12 protein-coding genes are annotated in these 14,848 nt (G+C 71.2%); 7 read left to right on the top strand and 5 right to left on the bottom strand.

Annotated features, from left to right (window positions below; all coding sequences use genetic code 11):
• The first annotated feature begins 11 nt into the window (after nucleotides 1-11).
• The 6 genes from ACN0TP_RS08215 (at nucleotide 12) to ACN0TP_RS08240 (ending at nucleotide 6,962) form a co-directional block, all read left to right on the top strand.
• Nucleotides 12-824, top strand: a complete 813-nt coding sequence (locus ACN0TP_RS08215; RefSeq protein WP_417218361.1) for a hypothetical protein — start codon at nucleotides 12-14, stop codon at nucleotides 822-824.
• Between the two features lie 73 nt (nucleotides 825-897).
• On the top strand, nucleotides 898-1,656 hold the full coding sequence (locus ACN0TP_RS08220; protein ID WP_417218362.1) for a LamB/YcsF family protein: 759 nt from the start codon (nucleotides 898-900) through the stop codon (nucleotides 1,654-1,656).
• Nucleotides 1,653-3,275, top strand: a complete 1,623-nt coding sequence (locus ACN0TP_RS08225; protein WP_417218363.1) for a carboxyltransferase domain-containing protein — start codon at nucleotides 1,653-1,655, stop codon at nucleotides 3,273-3,275. Before ACN0TP_RS08220 ends, ACN0TP_RS08225 begins: the two co-directional genes overlap by 4 nt.
• A complete protein-coding gene (locus ACN0TP_RS08230; RefSeq protein ID WP_417218364.1) occupies nucleotides 3,272-5,029 on the top strand; it encodes an acetyl/propionyl/methylcrotonyl-CoA carboxylase subunit alpha in 1,758 nt (585 codons plus the stop codon). Before ACN0TP_RS08225 ends, ACN0TP_RS08230 begins: the two co-directional genes overlap by 4 nt.
• Before the next feature lie 47 nt (nucleotides 5,030-5,076).
• A complete protein-coding gene (locus tag ACN0TP_RS08235; protein ID WP_417218365.1) occupies nucleotides 5,077-5,784 on the top strand; it encodes a GntR family transcriptional regulator in 708 nt (235 codons plus the stop codon).
• A gap of 14 nt (nucleotides 5,785-5,798) precedes the next feature.
• Nucleotides 5,799-6,962, top strand: coding sequence for a glucose-1-phosphate adenylyltransferase family protein (locus ACN0TP_RS08240; protein WP_417218366.1), 1,164 nt, complete (start codon nucleotides 5,799-5,801; stop codon nucleotides 6,960-6,962).
• Nucleotides 6,963-6,978: 16 nt separating this feature from the next.
• Here ACN0TP_RS08240 and ACN0TP_RS08245 read toward each other — a convergent pair whose 3' ends face one another.
• From ACN0TP_RS08245 to ACN0TP_RS08265, 5 genes are read right to left on the bottom strand one after another with little or no spacing between them, the layout of a single operon-like run.
• Nucleotides 6,979-8,793, bottom strand: coding sequence for an FAD-dependent oxidoreductase (locus ACN0TP_RS08245; RefSeq protein ID WP_417218367.1), 1,815 nt, complete (start codon nucleotides 8,791-8,793; stop codon nucleotides 6,979-6,981).
• Nucleotides 8,790-10,472 (bottom strand): FAD-dependent oxidoreductase, encoded by a 1,683-nt coding sequence (locus ACN0TP_RS08250; protein WP_417218368.1) that lies wholly within the window; start codon nucleotides 10,470-10,472, stop codon nucleotides 8,790-8,792. The genes ACN0TP_RS08245 and ACN0TP_RS08250 overlap by 4 nt, the downstream gene beginning before the upstream one ends.
• Nucleotides 10,469-11,506 (bottom strand): alcohol dehydrogenase catalytic domain-containing protein, encoded by a 1,038-nt coding sequence (locus tag ACN0TP_RS08255; protein WP_417218369.1) that lies wholly within the window; start codon nucleotides 11,504-11,506, stop codon nucleotides 10,469-10,471. Before ACN0TP_RS08255 ends, ACN0TP_RS08250 begins: the two co-directional genes overlap by 4 nt.
• Nucleotides 11,507-11,516: 10 nt before the next feature.
• The gene (locus tag ACN0TP_RS08260; RefSeq protein ID WP_417218370.1) at nucleotides 11,517-11,834 is read right to left on the bottom strand and encodes a YciI family protein; all 318 of its coding nucleotides are present in this window, start codon (nucleotides 11,832-11,834) and stop codon (nucleotides 11,517-11,519) included.
• Nucleotides 11,835-11,864: 30 nt separating this feature from the next.
• Entirely contained in the window at nucleotides 11,865-13,628 is a 1,764-nt protein-coding gene (locus ACN0TP_RS08265; RefSeq protein WP_417218371.1) for an FAD-dependent oxidoreductase, read from the bottom strand.
• Nucleotides 13,629-13,760: 132 nt separating this feature from the next.
• On the opposite strand from ACN0TP_RS08265, the gene ACN0TP_RS08270 reads away from it, so the two are divergent.
• Entirely contained in the window at nucleotides 13,761-14,708 is a 948-nt protein-coding gene (locus tag ACN0TP_RS08270) for a LysR family transcriptional regulator (RefSeq protein WP_417218372.1), read from the top strand.
• Nucleotides 14,709-14,848: the final 140 nt, after the last annotated feature.

The raw sequence follows: 14,848 nt of genomic DNA on the forward strand, positions 1-14,848 counted from the left end.
GGAGGACCACCATGGGCATGTTCAACCAGCTGGTAAACCGGAGCAAACAGATGGCCGGCAAGTATGTTCGCGACCAACTGGCCGAGCGGCAGGGGCAGCGTCCCGACGCACCCCGGGCACCGGAGCCGCAGGGCAGCCACCGCGGGGAACGCCAGCAGGCAACGGGCCCGGCGCGGGGCACGCAGCCCCCCGCCGACGCGGAGGCGATCGCCAGGTACCGGTACATGCTGCGCACGGCCCCTCCGGAGGACATGGAGCGCGCCCACGCCGAGGCCTTCTCCCGCCTGACACCGCGACAGCGCGATGCACTCCAGTCCGGGCTGGGGGAAGAACTGCCCTCCGGCGAGCGGCCCCGCTCCAACCTGCCCGGTGACCTGGCCCGCTCGGCTACCCGCGCCGAGGTGGCCCACCCCGGGTTCATGGAGCGGGTCCTCGGCGGTGGCGGCCCGACCCGGTCCCCCAACGCAGGACGTGGATTCGGTGGCCTGGCCGCCGGTGCCGCGAGCGGGATCGGCGCCGGGCTCCTGGCTGGTGTGGCCGGCGGGTTCATGGGCAGCGCGATCGCGGGCCCGCTGCTGGAGGGCTTCTCCGGCATGGGCGACGGAGTCGCCGGTGCAGCCGACGGGCTGGGCGAGGGGCTCGGGGAGGTCGGCGGTGGGCTCGAGGAGGCGGCCTCCGGCCTGGGGGACTCGGTGGCGGCGGGCGGCGAGGCCCTCTCGGGTGGCGGTCTGCTCGATGGCCTGCTCGGCGGCGGGGCAGACGGCTTCCTCGGGGGCGGCGGAGACGGCTTTTTCGGCGGCGGCAGCAACGACTGGGAGCTCTAGCCACCACGGATTGTTGAACAATCCCCCGTCGTGAGGCATGCTGGGGGGACCAGCAAAAGAGACGGAGATCACGGTGGGCAGCATCGACTTGAACAGCGACGTAGGCGAGTCCTTCGGAAATTGGACCATGGGCGACGACGCCGCGATCTTCCGCTCCGTCTCCAGCGCGAACGTGGCCTGCGGATTCCACGCCGGCGACCCCTCCACGATGGGACAGACCTGCCGTGATGCGGTGGCCGCCGGGGTGGTCATCGGGGCGCACGTGGCCTACCGCGACCTGGCCGGCTTCGGCCGCCGGTTCCTGGACTGCTCCCCCGCCGAGCTGGCCGATGACGTGCTCTACCAGCTGGGCGCGCTGGACGCCGTGGCGCGGGCCGCCGGCGGCTCCATCCGCTACGTCAAGCCCCACGGCGCCCTGTACAACACGATCGTCCACCACGAGGGCCATGCCCAGGCCGTGGTCGACGCCGTGAAGGCCTTTGGCACCGACCTCCCCCTGCTCCTGCTCCCCGGGTCGGCCGCCCTGGACCGCGCCGAGGCGGCCAGCTTGCGCGCGGTGGCCGAGGCCTTCGCCGACCGCGCCTACAACCCGGACGGCACCCTGGTCTCCCGCCGCGAGGAGGGTGCCGTCCTGCACGATCCCGATGTGGTCACCGCCAACATGGTCCGCTTGGCGACCGACGGCACGCTCATCGCCCGCGACGGGTCGACGCTGGACCTGCAGGCCGAAAGCATCTGCCTGCACGGGGACACCGCCGGCGCCGTCGCCCTGGCCTCCGCCGTGCGCCGGGGCCTCGAGGAAGCCGGCGTCGCCATCCGGGCCTTCGCATGAGCACACCTGCGGTACGGTGGGCGGGCCCGCGCACGTTCCTGTTGGAGCCCGGCGGGCTCGATGAGGTGCTCGCCCTGCACGCCCGGCTGGCGCAGTCGCCCCTCCCCGGGCAGGTCGAGGTGCTGGCCGCCGCCGAAACGCTCCTGCTCGCCTTCGACACCCGCGCCCACGCGCTGGCCGCGCCGGCCGCCGTGGAACGGCTTGGCCCGGCCGACGGCGCCGGCACCGGCGGCCGGGAGATCACCGTGGAGGTGGTGTACGACGGCGAAGACCTCGCCGACGTGGGCCGCCTGACCGGCCTCGGCGCCGACGGCGTCGTCGCCTCCCACACCGGACAGGCGTGGACGGCCGCCTTCGGCGGCTTTGCCCCCGGCTTCGCCTACCTGCACGGCGAGGACGAGTCCCTGGCCGTCCCGCGCCGGGATACCCCGCGCACCGCGGTGCCCGCCGGGTCGGTCGCCCTGGCCGGCCCCTTCTCCGCCGTCTACCCCAGCCGCTCGCCCGGCGGCTGGCAGCTCATCGGCCGCACCAGCGCGCGCATGTGGGACCTGGGCCGCGAACGCCCGGCCCTGGTCCGCCCCGGCGACACGGTGCGGTACCGCGCCGTCCGGGAACTCGTCGAGGTCGCCCCCGCGGCCTGCGACCCTCCACCGGCCACCGGCACGGCGGAACCCGGCACGTCGGGCACCGCGCTGACCGTGCTGTCCCCGGGACTGCACTCCCTCGTCGAGGACCTCGGCCGCCCCGGGTCGGGCGACCTCGGGGTACCGGCCGCCGGTGCCGCCGACACGGCCTCCGCCCGCCAAGCCAACCGACTGGCCGGCAACGCCCCCGGAGATGCGGTGGTCGAGACCCTGCTCGCCGGGTTGCAGGTCCGCGCCGTCGGGGAACTGGTCCTCGCCCTAGCCGGGTCGGCGGAGCACGCCGCCATCTCGGGGCCACACGGGGAACGGACGGTTCCCGCGCGCACCCCCTTTGCCCTGCACGACGGCGAAACCCTCGCCCTGCAGGAGCCGGGGCCGGGCCTGCGCAGCTATCTCGCCGTCCGCGGCGGGATCGCAGTGCCCCCGGTCCTGGGGAGCCGCTCCACCGACACGCTCTCCGGCATCGGCCCCGCCCCGTTGGCTGCCGGGGCCTCGCTGCCGGTCGGGCCGGCCGGCCAGGGCCGCGTGGTCGGGAACCCGGAGCCGCCCGCCGCCGGGATGCCGGTGGACGGGGCCCTGGCCCTGCGCGTGACCCGCGGCCCCCGGGCCGACTGGTTCGACGCATCGGCCCTCGGCTCCCTGTGCGGGGACCCCTGGATCGCCGGCACCCAGTCCAACCGGATCGGCCTGCGGCTCGAGGCCGGCGGGGGCCGGCCCCCGCTGCAGCGCACCCGGACCGGGGAACTGGCCAGCGAGGGCACCGCCACCGGCTCGCTGCAGGTCCCGCCGTCGGGCCTGCCCGTGCTCTTCCTCGCCGACCACCCGGTGACCGGCGGGTACCCGGTGATCGCCGTCGTCGTCCCCGAGGACCTCCCGGCCGCGGCACAGGCGGTCCCCGGCACGGCCATCCGCTTCACCGTCGTCGACCCCGACACCCTCGACGCCCCAGCCACCACCGAAGGAACCCACCCATGAAAAAGGTCCTGATCGCCAACCGCGGGGAAATCGCCGTGCGCATCATCCGCGCCTGCACCGATGCATCGCTGGCCTCGGTCGCCGTCTACTCCGACCCCGACGCCGATGCCCTCCACGTGCGCCTGGCCGACGAGGCCTACGCCCTGCACGGCGCGGCCGGCGCCGACACCTACCTGGACGCCGCCAAGCTGCTGGGCGTCGCGGCCGCGGCGGGGGCGGACGCCGTGCACCCGGGCTATGGCTTCCTCTCCGAGAACGCCGACTTCGCCCAGGCCGTCCTGGACGCGGGGCTGACCTGGATCGGGCCGTCGCCGGAGGCCATCCGGGCCCTGGGCAACAAGGTCACCGCCCGCGAGATTGCCGTGCGCGCCGGGGCGCCCCTGGTCCCGGGCAGCGAGGGAACGCTCGCCGACGCGGCGGCGGTCCACGCCTTCGCCGCCGAACACGGGGTCCCGGTGGCCATCAAGGCGGCCTTCGGGGGCGGCGGCCGCGGGATGAAGATCGCCCGCCGCGTCGAGGACATCGACGACGCCTTCGAGTCCGCGGTCCGCGAATCCACCGCAGCCTTCGGACGGGGCGAGTGCTTTGCCGAACGCTTCTTGGACACGCCCCGCCACGTGGAGGCGCAGGTCCTGGCCGACACCCACGGCACCGTCGTCGTCGTGGGCACCCGCGACTGCTCGCTGCAACGGCGCAACCAGAAGCTCGTCGAGGAGGCGCCGGCCCCGTTCCTCACCGACGACCAGCGCTCGCGCATCCACGACTCCGCCAAGGCCATCTGCCGCGAGGCCGGCTACACCGGCGCCGGGACCGTCGAATACCTGGTCTCCCCCGACGGGATCATCTCCTTCCTGGAGGTCAACACGCGCCTGCAGGTCGAGCACCCGGTCACCGAGGAGACCGCCGGGGTGGACCTGGTCGCCGAGCAGTTCCGCATCGCCGACGGCCTGCCGCTGACGCTCACCGCCGACCCGGAACCGCACGGGCACGCGTTCGAGTTCCGGCTCAACTGCGAGGACCCCGCCCGCGGTTTCCTGCCCTCCCCCGGCACCATCGACGCGTTCGAGGCACCCACCGGCGCGGGCGTCCGCATGGACACCGGGGTGCGCTCCGGCTACACCGTCCCCACCGAATACGATTCCCTGCTGGGCAAGCTGATCGTCCACGGCGCGGACCGCCAACAGGCGCTGCGCCGGGCCCGGGCGGCCCTGGACGAACTGGTCATCTCCGGGTTGCCGACCGTCATCCCCTTCCACCAGGCGGTGGTCCGCCACCCGGATTTCACGGCCACCGACCGCTACGGGGTCCACACCACCTGGATCGAGACGTCCTTCGCCGACGAACTCGCCGCCTCCCCGTACCTCGCAGCCGCCCAACCCGACGCCGCCCGCGAACGGCTGACCATCGAGCTCGACGGCAAGGCGGTCCAGCTGGGCCTTCCGGCCGCACTGCTCGGCGCCCTGCGTGGCGGCGGGCCGGTGCACGACGGCGGTGCCCCCTCCGGCGCCTCCTCGCCCTCCGCCGGGGCCGGGGCCGGCGACGGCACCGAACTCACGGCCCCCATGAACGGCAACCTGGTCAAGTGGGTCGCCGCCGACGGGGCCGAGGTCGCCGCGGGCGATCCGGTGCTCATCTTGGAGGCCATGAAGATGGAAACCACGGTCCCCGCCCACCGGGGTGGCACCTTCCGCAGGGGTGGCACCGAGCCGGGCACCGCCGTCGTGCGCGGTGAAACGCTGGGAACCATCAACTGAACCGCACCCCGTCCGGGAGCAGCCACCCGGCCCGGTAGATTGGAGACATGTCAGTGAACGCCCTGCTGGAGGACCTCGACCCCGATACGTCGCGGCATGCCCACACCGGGGCATGGATCGCCGCCGTGCTGCGCCGCCGGATCGCCCAGGGGCTGCTGACGCCCGGCTCCAAGCTCTCCGAGCAGGCCCTGTCCGCGTCGCTGGGTGTCTCGCGCAACACCCTGCGGGAGGCGTTCAGCACGCTGGCCGGCGAATCGGTGGTGGAACGCATCCCCAACCGCGGGGTCTTCGTGGCCGCCCCCGGCGCGGAGGAGGTCCGCGAGATCTACCGGGTCAGGCGCCTGATCGAACCGGCAGCGGTGCTCTGGAGCACCCCGACCGAACGCGAACTCGAGGCGATGGACGCGATCGTCGAGCACGCCCAGCAGGCACGGGCTGCCGGCTCGGTCCCCGACATGGCCGACGCCAACCAGGCCCTGCACCAGGCGGTCGTCGCCCTGACCGGCAGTTCCTCGCTCCAGCTGCTGATGGAACGGGTGCTGGCCCAGATGCGCCTGGTCTTCCACGCCATGTCGGCGGCCCCCGATTTCCACACCCACTACGTCCAGCGCAACATCGACATCGTCGCCCGGCTGAGGGCCGGACGCCCCGCCGAGGCCGCCGAGGTGCTGCGCGGCTACCTCGACGATGCCGAGGCCGAACTGCTCGGACACCTCGGGGCCCAACACACCACGGCCGACCCGTCGACCAACTGACGCCGGCACACACCATGGGCATGCCGCGGATCCTGGGCCTGGTCCTCGCCGGAGGGCAGGGTTCCCGCCTGGGCGCGCTGACCGAGGACCGGGCCAAACCGGTGCTCCCCGTCGGCGGCACCTACCGGCGCATCGACGTGGCCCCGTCCAACCTGGCGCATTCACACATCGAGGACGTCTGGGTCATCCAGCAATACCTCCCGCACAGCCTCAACGAGCACCTGGCCAACGGCAGGCCGTGGGATCTGGACCGCACCCACGGCGGACTGCGCGTCCTGCCGCCCTTCCAGGGCGCCGACGGTGCGGGATTCGCCCACGGGAACACCGATGCGCTGAACCGGCAGAAGCAACTGATCCGCGAGTTCGACCCGGAACTGGTCCTGATGCTCAGCGCCGACCACCTGTACACCCTGGACTTCCAGGACCTCCTCGACACCCATCGCGGCCGCGGCGCCGACCTGACCCTGGTCACAACGCTCGTGGACGAGGACCCCACCCGGTACGCCGTCGTGTCCACCGACGACGCCGGCACCGTCACCGGTTTCGCCTACAAGCCGGAGCACCCACAGGGCCGGCTCGTAGCCGCCGAGATCTTCCTCTTCGAGGCCCCGGCGCTGCTCACCGCACTGGACGAGTTGGAGGCCCGGGACGGGGAACTGGGCGACTACGGCGATGACCTGCTGCCCTGGTTCATGGACCACCACACCGTCGTGGAGCACCGGTTGAACGGCTATTGGATGGACCTGGGCACGTTGCAGTCCTACTGGACGGCGCAGCTGCAGCTGCTCGACGGCAACGGGGCCGAACTGGACCAACCCGGCTGGCCGATCCGCACCGCCCAGCCCCAACTGCTGCCCGCACGCATCCACGCCACGGCGCGGGTCTCCGATTCCCTCATCGCCGCCGGCGCCGACATCCGAGGCACCGTCGAGCACAGCGTCATTGGCCCGCGCACCGTCATCGAGGACGGTGCCACGGTCCGCCACAGCGTGCTCCTCGACGGGGTACACGTCGCAGCGGGCGTCACGCTGGAGAACGTCATCGCCGATGCCGGCGCCCACATTTCCGGCGGCAACCGCCGGGGGCGGAGCGGTGCCGTGACGCTCATCGGCGACGACGGCCTGGTCAGCACCGCCGAGGACTTCGACCGTTCGGCGGCACTGCCCCGCGGGTTCTGAGCACGACGGCGGCCTCTCACCACCCCGGTGTCGGCACCAGTGTTTCCGCTCCCGGCAGCGGCCCGCCGATGATGTCCCGCACCGCGGCATAGGCGAACACCAGCCCGGGGCCGATGGTGATGCCCGGTGCCGGGTAGGTCCCGCCCATCACCGACTGCATGTCGTTGCCGACCGCGAACACCCCGCCCAGCCGTTCGCCGTCCGGGCCCAGGACCGCCGCTGCAGCATCCGTGACGAAGCCGGTCGCCGCCCCGATGTCCCCGGGGTAGATGCGCACCGCGAAATATGGTGCGCCCTCCACCGGTGCGATGTTCGGCGCTCCCGTTTCGGAGGCGGGATCCCCGTTGAAGCGCTGGTACTCGTTCATTCCGCGGTGGAAATCCGGATCCTCGCCGCGGGCCGCCGGGCCGTTGGAGCGCTCCACCGTCTCCCGCAGCGCTCCGGCCGGCACCCCAAGCTGGTCGGCGAGGTCCTCCAGCGAGTCGGCACGCACCAGGTAGCCGTCCTCCAGGTACTCGCGCAGCTGTCGTTCGCGCTGGAAGGGCCTGACCATGCCGAGGCCGTACTTCCGCATCCCGGTCGCATCGGTGATCAGGAACGACGGCGTCGCCGCCCCCGGGTCCTCGTGGTCATGCATGAGCATCTGGTTGCCGAACAGGTGGTAGCTGGTCGCCTCGTTGAGGTAGCGGTGCCCGTTCTGGTCCACCACGATCATGTGCGGTTTGGCCCGGTCCATGACGAAGTGCGGGAAGACCGCCCAGGAACCGTCCGCCCGCCGGCGCGTGGACACGGGGGCGTAGAAGGTGTGGGAGAACGCAGCGGTGCCGTACCGCCCACCGAGTGCGTCGATGATCCCGTGTGCCTGGCCAGTATGTCCGGGCGCGCCGGGGCACCATTGCATGGAGTGGCCCGGCAGCAGGGCGGCGCGTCGGCGCGGGTCCCGGTTGAATCCGCCCGAACCGAAGATGAGGTGGGAGACGGTGAGGGTGAGCTCGACGCCGTCCTCGTTGACCACCACCGACCACGCGTCCCCGTCGCGTTCCACGGAGGTGACCTCGCTGCGGGTGAGCACCGGGACGCCGGCCTCGTCCAGGCTGTGCAGCAGGCGGGCGATCAGCGCGTTGCCCATGGTCCGGCGTGCATCGCACCCGTGCTCCCGCACTGCATCGCGGTAGTTGCGGCGCAGGGCCAACAGGTGCCTGCGCGATTCCTCCGTCGGATGGGCGCCGGCCAGGTGGCCGATGTCGTCGCGTTCGATCGACATGCCGTTGAAGGCGGTGAATTCGGGCAACGGGGGCCGGACCAGCGCCAGCCGGTCCCCCAGGACGGCGCCGTCGAAGGTCAGTGGCTCCAGCGCGCGCCCCGCGAGGCGGGCCCCCGGCAGCTGGGTGAGGTAGTCGGGGTGGAGCGGGCGGGCCACGTAGTCCACCTTCGACCCGGCCTCCATGACGGCGACGGCTTCCGGGCCCAGGTCCAGCAGTGCCTCGCGCAGATCCGTCGGGGCGTGGGCGCCGATGGCCGCATCCAGGAACCGGCGTGCCTCGGCCTTCGAGTCCTGGGCGCCGACGCCTGCAGCGTGCCGGGTGCCGGGCACCCACGTGGTTCCCGCGGTGTAGGCGGTGGTCCCGCCGACGTACTCGGTGCGTTCGATCACCGCGGTGCGCAGTCCGGCGATGGCGGCGAACACCGCTGCGGAGAGCCCGGCGCCGCCACCGCCGACCACCAGCACGTCAAGGGTGTCCCCGTCCCGCAGCGCCGCTGCGGGTTCCCCCGAGGCGTAGGGGATGCTGGTCCCGGCGGGCACGTCCCGGCGGGTGGATGCGGTGCTCATGCGTTGGCCTTTCGGGGGTCGGTGGCTGCAGTACTGCGTCCCGGCAGCCGGGCCGCCAGGTGCTCCCCGGCGACGAATCCGCGGGTCACGGCCGGGCCGAGTGTCGATCCGCCGGCCGGGTAGGCACCGCGGAAGGCGGTGGCCGAGACGTTGCCCGCGGCATAGAGTCCGTCGATGACGGTCCCGTCGAAGCGCAGCACCTGGGCGTTGGCGTTCGTGGACAGTCCCCCGGCGGTTCCCAGGGCACCACAGTGCAGGGGCACTGCGTAGAAGGGGCCCTGCGTCAACGGGTGCAGACACGGATTCGGCGTCACCGACGCGTCGCCGAGGAAACGGTCCTCCGGGGAATGCCCCCGCCCGAAGTCAGGGTCCTCGCCGCGGGCTGCCGCCGCGTTGAAGTCGTCGACCTGTGCCGACAGGGTGGCCGGATCCACGCCGATGCGCCGCGCCAGGTCCTCGATGGTGGCGGCTTCGCTCATCCAGCCGGTGGGGGTGCCCGGGGTGGATCCCGCCACCGGGTAGGCCTCGAGGTAGCGGCGGTCGAAGACCAGCCAGGCCGGCAGGCCCTTGGCCGCGAGGCGGTGTTCGTCGAGGGCGCCCATCACGTGGGAGACGTCGTGGTAGTTCAGGGCCTCGTCCACGAAGCGGCGGCCGTCGGCGCCGATGGTCATCGATCCGGGCAGCGTCATCTCCACGTTCGCCATCCGGCCCGATGGCTTGCCGCCGTAGACCTGGTCGGGGGCCGTGATGACCGGTACCCCCCAGAAGGCTGTCATGTCGGAGACGGCGGCGCCGAGTTCCAGTCCCAGGCGCAGCCCGTCGCCCTCGTTGGACGGGGCGGAGATCGGGGTGATCGGGTGGGGCAGGAAGGCGCGCTGCAGTTCGGGGCTCCATTCGAATCCACCGGAGGCGATGACGACGGCGTCCGCCACGATGTCCACTGCGTCGTCTTCGCCCACGGTGACGCGCCAGGGGCCCGCCCCGGGCTCTTCGGAGGCACCGTCGTCGTGCACCAGTGAGGTGACGCGCGCCCCGGCGGCCACGGTGACGCCGCGCTGCAGTGCGGAGACCAGCAGGCCGGCGACCAGGGCGCCACCCATGGTCCGCACCCCGGAGGCGGCACGCGAGGCCAGCAATGCGGCGTCGGGAACGCCGCCGTTGAGGTCATCGCGTTCGGCCATGGTCAGCAGCGGGAAGTAGCTCGAGGGTCGCAGCGCCTCGCCGAGTCCGTCCACGGCCCCGACGTCGAACGCGTTGTTGTCCAGGCTGCGTCCGCCGCGCGTGGCACCGGGGAATTCCAGCCGGTAGTCCGGACGTGCCAGCGGGGTCAGGGACACCTGCGTCTTCTCGGCCAGGTAGTCAACGGCCCGCGCGGCGCTGTCCACATACCAGGCAGCCTCGGCCTCGGGGATGCGCCCTTGGCCTGCAGCGACGAGGTAGGCGATGGCGTCCTGGCGCGTGTCGGCAAATCCTGCATCGCGGCCGAGCCGGTTGGCCGGCGCCCACAGCACTCCCCCGCCCACTGCCGTGGTGCCGCCGAGCTGGCTGGCCTTTTCCAGCACGACGACGCGGGCACCGGAATCGGCGGCGCGTGTTGCAGCGGTGAGCCCTGCGGCCCCCGATCCGATGACGACGACGTCGACGCGGGTGGGAACCTCGGCCAGCGGGGTGGTGATCATGCCTCCACCTCCCAGTCGATGAGGATCTTGCCCACGCGTTGGGTGCGGTCCCTCATGGTGGCGAAGGCCTGGTCCAGTTCGCGGAGGCCGAAACGGTGGGTCAGCAGCCCGCTCACGGTGTCCTGGTGCCGGTCGATCAAAGCGAGCGCCTCGGGGATCAGCCCCTGGCTGTTGCGTGAGCCGAGCAGGTCGATTTCCTTGAACGGCAGCAGGTTCATCGGGAAGGCGCTGGGTTGTTTCGAGATGCCCACCTGCACCACCCGTCCCGCGGGGGCCACAGCGTTGATGGCGTTGAGCTGCGAGGAGGGGACGCCGGTCGCCTCGATGACCAGCTGCGGTCCGTCCGGGGCATCGGCGCCGAGGGCGGCGGCCAGTTCGGCCGTCGGGAACCCGGCTGCGGGATCGATCAGGAGCGTGTGTCCGGCCCCGAAGTCCCGGGCCATGTGGACGCGGTCGGCCACGGTGTCTGCGGTGATGACCTTCAGGCCCAGATCGTGCAGTGCCAGGGTGGCAAGCAGGCCGATCGGCCCGGCCCCCAGGACCAGCGCCGTTTCCCCTGCCACGGCCCGGCCGCGCTTGACGGCTTCCAGGGAGATCGCTGCCGGTTCGGCGACAGCACCCAGGGCGCTGGGCAGCCCAGCGGGGAGCCGATGCAGCTTGGGTGCCGCGACGGAGAGGTACTCCACGAAGCCGCCGTCGCAATAGCAACCCAGCACCACCAGATGGGGGCACACGTTGCCGCGGCCCTGCCGGCAGGCGGCGCAGGTGCCGCAATTGATCAGCGGGTCGATGGCCACCCGGTCACCGACCGCCACCTGCTCCACGCCCGGTGCGACCTCTACGACGGTTCCTGCGAGTTCGTGCCCCTGGATGAGGGGCAGTTCCGAGGTGTAGTCGTCCTCGTAGATGTGCAGATCGGTCCCGCAGAGCGTGGCGAACTCGATGCGGACCACCGCCTCGCCGGTACCGGCCACGGGGCGGGGGACGTCAACGTATTCCAGGGTCTGCGCGGAGACCGTGCGCACTGCCAGCATGGCCGCCACCTCAGTTCTTCCCGGCGGCGGGTGCGCCGGCCAGACGGTCGGCGCCGAACTTGGGGTCCCACGCCTTCACGGTCCGCTGGACGAAGCCACGGAGGGCGAAGGGGTCCTGGCTCATCATCTCCTCGGCCTGCTCGGGCGAGTCGGCGCGGACAATGAGCAGTGCGCCCGGGCGGGGGCCGGTGGCATCGGTGGGTCCTGAGACGACGAGGCGCCCGGAGTCGAACAGGCTGGTCAGGAACTCCAGGTGCAGCGGACGGTGCTCGTCGCGGCCGGCGTCTGATCCATCGGTGTAGTCGTAGGTGACTGCGAAAAGTGACATGGTTTTCTCCTGGGTGGTTGTGGTGGTGGTTCAGGTCCGCGCGGTGGCGGTGGTCGTAGTGGCGTCGGGTTCGGCCGGGTCGGTGGCCGCCAGGTCGAGGGCGGCGAGGTATCCAAAGGTCATGGCAGGTCCGATGTTCACGCCACCGGCGGGGTAGAAGCCCCCGAAGAGGTTCTTCTGGTCGACCCCCACGACGTGGACGCCGGGGACCGGGATTCCCTGCTCGTCGAGCAACCGGGCCTTCTCGTCGGCCCGCAACCCGCCAAAGGTCCCAAAGGATCCCTGCCGGACGTGCACTGCATAGAACGGTCCCTTCTCGAGGGGGGCGAGCGTCGGGTTGGGGCTCACGTCAGGGTCGCCCCCGTAGCGGTTGAACGGGGTCTCGCCGCGATGGAACTGAGGGTCGGAGCCCCGGCGGGCTTCGCGGTTGAAGTCCTCCACGGTGGCGGCCAGTTGGTCGGCATCGATGCCGCAGGCCTCGGCGAGTTCGGCCAGCGTGTCGGCCTTCGTGAGGTATCCGGACCGGAGGAACGGGAACTTCGGGACCGGTCGCGGCATCGCGAATCCGATGGGGTAGTGCGCCGCGGCGCGCGAATCGGCGATCTGCCAGGCCTCGGCGACCTCGCCGTCGGCGGTGGCCTGGTTCATGCCGGTGACGTAGTCCCAATAGCCGTTGGCTTCGTTGACGAAGCGCCGGCCATCACGGCCGACCCCGATGGAGCCGGGTTTGGCGCGGTCCATGATGTGGGGGAAGACCCCCGTCGCCCCGCCGGCATGGGGAACCAGCGAGACAGGGCACCAGGCGGCGGGCGACGCACCGGAGACATCCAGCACCCCGCCGACCGACCGGCCGAGCTCGATCCCGGCGCCGTCGGCGGTATCCGGGGCCAACGTCCAGTGGTCATCCGCTGTGTGGTTGTGCGGAAAGTATTCGCGGCGCATCGCCGCGTTGGCGGAGAAGCCCCCGGCCGCCAGCACGACTCCGCGGCGGGCGGTGAACGTCCGGCGGCCGCGCGGGGTCTGGGCGACGACGCCCACCACGCGCCCCGTGGCATTGCGGGTCAAGTCCACGACCTGGTGTCCCACCTTCACCTCGACGCCCGCGTCGATGGCCGACTTCAGCAGCCGGGCGGTGAGCGCAACGCCGTTGACGTAGTGCTGCCCCGATCCCGTGGTGAGCAGGTCGAAGGCATACCCCAGGACGCGTTTGGCCGAGTGGACCCACCCGCTGAGCTTGAATTTCGAGGCGGCCAAAAACCCCTGCAGGTCCGGTCCGGCCATGATTCCCATCCCCAGGAACGAGGTTTCCCAGTATTGGGGGGCCATGATGCGGCGCAGTCCACGGGGGAAGAGGCGGCCGTTGACCGGGAGGGGGCCCACCGAACGGTGGCCGGTGCCGGCGTGTGGAAGCTGTCCGTACACGTCGCAGATCGAGGTGCCGGGCGTGAATTGCAGGGCGGTCTGGTGTTCGAAGAACGAGACCATCTCGGGGGCGGCCTGCAGGAAGGCGTCGACGCGTGCCTCGTCGTACTCCTGCCCGATGACCGATTTGATGTAGGCCTTGATGTCCTCGATCGATTCGTCCACCCCGTCGCGGCGGGCGAACTCGTTGCGCGGAGCCCACATCCAACCCCCCGAACGCGATGTGGCGCCCCCACACTGGCGGGCCCGTTCCAGCACGAGGACCTTCAGCCCCTGGTGGGCCGCGACGACTGCCGTGGACAATCCCCCCGCCCCGGAGCCCACGACGACGACGTCGTATTCCCCACTGGGTCCGCTGCTTCGATGCGGCATGCTGGCTTCCTTCCTCCGGTGGTCCAGGACTTCAAACCATCGTGGTGTCGTACACCACTCAAAACAAGATTTTCCATGGATTGATCTACAGCCAGTCTGATATTGTGACTGTTTGAACACATAATGAGTTCGGTGATCGGAAGTCGGGACGTCATGGAAATCCGCTGGCTGGAGGCCTTTGTTGCCGTGGCCGAGGAAATGCACTTCGGCCGTGCGGCGGAACGCCTTCACATGGCCCAGTCCCCGCTCAGCCAGGTGATCCGCCGGCTGGAACGCCAGCTGGGGACCCCGTTGTTCGAACGCAGCACCCGCTCGGTGGCGCTGACCGCCTCCGGCGAGGCCCTGCTCCCGTACGCCTACCAGGCACTGCGCACCCTGGGCAATGCCGTCGACGCGGCACGCAGCGCCAACGGCGAGCCCAGCGGCCAATTGACCCTGGGGTTCTCCGGCGTGCACAACCACCACACGCTCCCGCGGATCACGCGTTCGCTGCGCAACGCCTACCCCTCCATCGACCTCAAGCTCGTCGGCGGCGTCCGCACCTTTGACGGACTGCGGTTGGTGCGCAACGGAGAATTGGACGCCGCCTTCGTGGGAATCCTCGGCCCCGCGGAACCGCCCTTGAAGATGCGGGAGATCTCGCGACAGCATCTGGGCGTCGTGGTACCTGCCGACCACCGGCTGGCCGGACGTGGCACCGTTCGACTACAGGAACTGCGCCACGAGCCCTTCGTCATGGGTCCCGTCGACGGCAATTCCTCCATGACGGTGCAGGCCAGGCAGGCCTGCCAGGGCGCCGGCTTCCTACCGGACGTCGTGCAGGCCGTCTCCGACCCGTTCCTCATCCTGTCGATGGTCGCAGCAGGAGTGGGCGTCACCATCGTTTCCTCCGAGGTGATGCCGATCCTGCCCGAGTCCTCGGCCTGGCTTGAGCTCGAGGGCGCACCCATCAGCTTCCGCCATGGCCTCACCTGGTCGCAGGAGAACCAGTCGGTGGCGCTCCAGGCCTTCGTACGCGTCATGGATGAGGTCTTCCCGGAGGGTGTCTTCGAGACGGAAACGACGACGCCCCAGCGATAATGTAGTTTCGGAGCTTAGTTGTAGACCTATTAGGTCTTGGATCTTTTGCAAAAAATGGGTCATTCTCGAATGTGTCACCGATCACGCCAGTAGGCAAAGTGACTTCAGAATTCCATCCAGTTCCGGCGCACATCAGCACG

This window comes from Arthrobacter sp. (genome assembly GCF_048266065.1).
Classification (GTDB): Bacteria; Actinomycetota; Actinomycetes; order Actinomycetales; family Micrococcaceae; genus Arthrobacter_H.

What these genes read in the sequence shown, in the direction of transcription:
- ACN0TP_RS08215 (WP_417218361.1), top strand. Translation starts at nt 12, where the DNA reads ATGGGCATGTTCAACCAGCTGGTAAACCGGAGCAAACAGATGGCCGGC.
- ACN0TP_RS08225 (WP_417218363.1), top strand. Translation starts at nt 1,653, where the DNA reads ATGAGCACACCTGCGGTACGGTGGGCGGGCCCGCGCACGTTCCTGTTG.
- ACN0TP_RS08230 (WP_417218364.1), top strand. Translation starts at nt 3,272, where the DNA reads ATGAAAAAGGTCCTGATCGCCAACCGCGGGGAAATCGCCGTGCGCATC.
- ACN0TP_RS08235 (WP_417218365.1), top strand. Translation starts at nt 5,077, where the DNA reads ATGTCAGTGAACGCCCTGCTGGAGGACCTCGACCCCGATACGTCGCGG.
- ACN0TP_RS08240 (WP_417218366.1), top strand. Translation starts at nt 5,799, where the DNA reads ATGGGCATGCCGCGGATCCTGGGCCTGGTCCTCGCCGGAGGGCAGGGT.
- ACN0TP_RS08245 (WP_417218367.1), bottom strand. Translation starts at nt 8,793, where the DNA reads ATGAGCACCGCATCCACCCGCCGGGACGTGCCCGCCGGGACCAGCATC.
- ACN0TP_RS08250 (WP_417218368.1), bottom strand. Translation starts at nt 10,472, where the DNA reads ATGATCACCACCCCGCTGGCCGAGGTTCCCACCCGCGTCGACGTCGTC.
- ACN0TP_RS08255 (WP_417218369.1), bottom strand. Translation starts at nt 11,506, where the DNA reads ATGCTGGCAGTGCGCACGGTCTCCGCGCAGACCCTGGAATACGTTGAC.
- ACN0TP_RS08260 (WP_417218370.1), bottom strand. Translation starts at nt 11,834, where the DNA reads ATGTCACTTTTCGCAGTCACCTACGACTACACCGATGGATCAGACGCC.
- ACN0TP_RS08265 (WP_417218371.1), bottom strand. Translation starts at nt 13,628, where the DNA reads ATGCCGCATCGAAGCAGCGGACCCAGTGGGGAATACGACGTCGTCGTC.